General features: G+C 73.8%; 4 protein-coding genes. 1 reads left to right on the forward strand and 3 read right to left on the reverse strand.

Translation table 11 applies throughout. The annotated features are described in order from the left end of the window. Window positions 1–91: 91 nt before the first annotated feature. Window positions 92–988, reverse strand: a complete 897-nt coding sequence (locus tag G3I65_RS55885; RefSeq protein ID WP_160704743.1) for an NAD(P)H-binding protein — start codon at window positions 986–988, stop codon at window positions 92–94. 10 nt (window positions 989–998) lie between these two features. Further along, a complete protein-coding gene (locus tag G3I65_RS55890; protein WP_163046937.1) occupies window positions 999–1,928 on the reverse strand; it encodes a DMT family transporter in 930 nt (309 codons plus the stop codon). A 73-nt stretch (window positions 1,929–2,001) separates the two neighbouring features. Between G3I65_RS55890 and G3I65_RS55895 the strand changes: the two genes are divergently transcribed. Then, complete coding sequence (locus tag G3I65_RS55895) at window positions 2,002–2,913, forward strand: LysR family transcriptional regulator (protein WP_160704739.1); 912 nt, start codon at window positions 2,002–2,004, stop codon at window positions 2,911–2,913. A gap of 63 nt (window positions 2,914–2,976) precedes the next feature. On the opposite strand, the gene G3I65_RS55900 is transcribed toward G3I65_RS55895, so the two are convergent. Continuing rightward, on the reverse strand, window positions 2,977–3,625 hold a 649-nt coding region (locus G3I65_RS55900), incomplete at its 5' end, for a LysR substrate-binding domain-containing protein (protein WP_160704741.1).

Genomic DNA, 3,625 nt, shown 5'->3' on the forward strand with positions numbered 1-3,625 from the left:
GCGTGGAACCGGCGCGAACCGGGGCGGCTGGCGAGTGACGCGCCGAGCAGCCCGGACCCGGCGGCCGTGACGGCGGCCAGGAACCCGCGCCTCACGCGGTCCGCCTGCTCTTCGCCCGCTCGCCCAGCGCCTGCAGCACGGCCTCGTCGTAGCCCCGCGGCTCGAACTCGACGATCCGGCGGATGGCGTCGTCGCGGACGACGACCTCGTTGGTCATCGAGTCGATCAGCGTCCGTCCGGTGGTCACGTCGATGTCGGTGACCAGCGAAAGCCAGTACGACGACAGGCGCGGGGACAGCAGCGGCACCGGCAGGATCAGCAGCGGCCTGCCTTCGATCGCGGCGACGCGCTGCAGCATGTCCCGGTAGGCCAGCACTTCCGGGCCGCCGATCTCGAACGTCTTCCCCTCGGCTTCCGGGTGGTCCAGGACGCCGGCGAGGTAGCGCACGACGTCGGCGATCGCGATCGGCTGGGTGCGCGTGTCGACCCAGCGCGGGGTGACCATCGCCGGCAGGTGCTCGACCAGCTGGCGGGTCAGCTCCCACGACGTCCCGCCGTGGCCGATCACGATCCCGGCGCGCAGCACGGTGACCGGCACGCCGGTCTCCCCCAGCAGCCGTTCGACCTCGCGCCGGCTGGCCAGGTGCGCCGAAAGCGCGTCATCGTCGTCGCCGAGCCCGCCGAGGTACACGATCCGGCGAACCCCCGCGTCGCCCGCGGCACGGGCGAACGCGCGGGCGGCATCGGCGTCGCGGCGCTTGAAGTCCGCGCTGTCGAGGGAATGCACCAGGTAGTAGGCCGCTTCGACGCTCTTGAGCGCGTCTCGCAGGGAACCGACGTCGGCGACGTCGCCGCGCACGGCCTTCCCGGCGCCGCGGTACTTCGCGGGGTCGCGGGTCATGGCGAGCACCTCGTGCCCGGCCGCTTCCAGCGCCGGGCACAGCTTGCCGCCCACGAAACCGGACGCCCCGGCCACCAGTACCCGCATGACGGCGACGTTAGCCGGGACGCCGTTCGCGCGCAGTTCGTCCGCCACCGGCGAAGCACACCGCCGCGACCACGCCGGCGCAGCCGATCAGCTGCAGCACGCTCGGGGCTTCGCCCAGCAGGACGATGCCCAGCAGCACCGCCCCGACCGGCTGCAGCAGCATCAGCGTCGCGCCGGTGGTGGCCGACATCCGGGGCAGCGCGGCGGAGATCAGGATCCACCCGATCAGCTGGCCGACAACGGCGAGCGCGACCAGCCAGCCGAACGCCGCCGGGGTCGGCGTCAGGTCGAGCGTGCCGGTCGGGACCCCGGCCACGAAGGCCACCAGGCCCGCGGAAATCGTCGCCAGGGCGAGGGAATGCGCTTGGGTGCCGTGGCCGCCGCTGAGCCGGATCAGGAACAGGTAGACCGCGTAGCCCGCGCCGGCCAGCAACGCGAAGACCGCGCCGGTCACCGGGTCCGGACCGAACGAGCCGGTCCCGGCGAACCCGCCGGCCAGCACCACGCCGGCCAGCAGGACCGGCGCCACGACGAGGAAGCGCTTCGACGGCCGTTCGCGCAGGAAGACGAGCGCCAGCAGCGGCACGAGGACCACCTGGACGGCCAGCAGCACGGTGGCGATGCCGGCGCCGACCCGCGGGATCGCCTCGCCCCACAGCACGAAGTCGAGGCCGAGCCCGGTGCCGGCCAGCAGCGGCAGGAGCACGCGGCGGTTCGCCGGGCCCGCCTTCCGCCGCTCCCGCGCGGCGAGCACGAGCAGCACCGGCAGGGCCAGCAGGCAGCGCCAGAACGCGCTCGTGCTGCCGCTGGTGTGCGAGACCTTGATGAAGACCGACGACAGCGAGATGCAGAAGCTGCCGAGCGCGGCCAGCAGCCGCGGGTCGAACCGGCTGGTGAACGCCGGTGCGGTCGTCGTGGAGCGGGGCGCGGTCGTGGTCACCCCTCCAGCGTGGGGGCCACGACTGTCAAGGACAAGCGAATGTTCCTTCGCGAAATCCGGTAGCATCGCTACCGTGTTCGGACTCGAGCGGATGCGGGCGCTGCACGCCGTCGCGACTCAGGGCTCGGTCGCCGCGGCGGCCGCCACGCTGCACGTCACGCCCTCCGGGGTGTCGCAGCAGCTGGCGAAGCTGGAGCGGGAGGCGGGCCAGACGCTGCTGGAACCCCAGGGCCGCGGCGTGCGGCTGACGAAGGCGGGCCAGGTGCTGGCCGGGCACGCCGAGCGGATCCTCGCGCAGGTCGCGGAGGCGAAGGCGGACCTGGAGCTGCTGCGCGAAGACGTCTTCGGGCCGCTGCGGATCGGCGCGATCCCGACGACCGTGCACGCGTTGCTGCCGCCCGCGCTGACCACGCTCTCCACCCAGCACCCGGGACTCGTGGTGACGCTGCACGAAGGCGAAGCCGAGCAGACGATCCCGCGGGTGGTGTCCGGCGACCTCGACGTCGCCGTGGTGGAGAGCTGGGCCGACCGCCCGACGGAGATCCCGCCGTCGGCGACCGCGATTCCGCTGTTCGCCGACGTCGCCGACCTCGCACTGCCCGCCGGTCACCGGCTGGCCCACCGCAAGGCCGTCGATTTGGGCGAGCTGGACGACGTGGCGTGGATCGCCTGGAGTGCCGGGTCCGGCTGCCACGAATGGCTGACGCAGGTGCTGCGCGCCCAGCACCTGGAGCCCCGGATCAGCTGCACGGTCGGCAGTTACCCGACCCAGCTGGCCCTGGTGGCGGGCGGCATCGGCGCGGCACTGGTCCCCCGCCTCGCCCGCGACCGGCTGCCCGACGGCGTCCGCATCCTGACCACGCGCCCGGCCCTGGACCGGACGATCTACGCGGTCTGCCGCGCGGGTGAGGAGGACCGCGGCGCGGTGCGGGCGTGTTTGGACGCGCTGCGGGCGGCGTCGGCACGCTTCGAGCCCGCCCGCTAACGACCGAGCAGTTCCCGAGACGTAGTGAATGACCCATTCATGTCGTCGGACGACATGAATGAGTCATTCACTACATTCCTGCCCGGGGTCGCGGCCGAGCAGCGCCACCATCTCCGCCACCAGCGGACCCGGCCGCCGGTGGTGCACCAGGAAGATCTCCCGCGCCGGCCGCGCATCGACGGCGTCGCGCACCTCGATCCGCGCCGCACCCAGCCGGCCGAGCACGCCCTCCGGCACGAACGCGATCCCGAGCCCGGCCTCCACCAGCGCCAGGACGACCTGGTAGTCCCGCGTCTCGTAAGCCACCCGCAGCGCGACGCCGGCGCCCTCGGCCAGCTGCTCCAGGCAAACCCGGTTCGGCACCCCCGGACCACCGGAGATCCAGTCCTCGCCGGCCAGCGCGCGCAGGGTGAGCCGGCGGGCCCGCGCCTTCGGGTGGCCCGCCGGGAGGATCAGGCGGAACCGCTCCGAGCGCAGCAGCGTCCGCGTGAGCCCGCGCGGGTCGGGCAGCGGCGTCCCCGGGTAGCGGTGGGTGATCAGGAGATCGAGGTCGCGCGAGCTGACCAGCCCGTACCCGTCGGGCGGCTCCAGGTCGAGCAGCCGCAGCGCCACCGCCGGGTGGTCGCGGCGGAAGTCCGCTAGCGCGGCGGGCACGAGCGTGCTGCCCGCGCTCGCGAACGTGCCCACGGCGAGCTGCGCGGGCTGCTCGTCG

The sequence above is a fragment of the Amycolatopsis sp. SID8362 genome, assembly GCF_010550475.1.
Taxonomy (GTDB): Bacteria; Actinomycetota; Actinomycetes; order Mycobacteriales; family Pseudonocardiaceae; genus Amycolatopsis; species Amycolatopsis eburnea.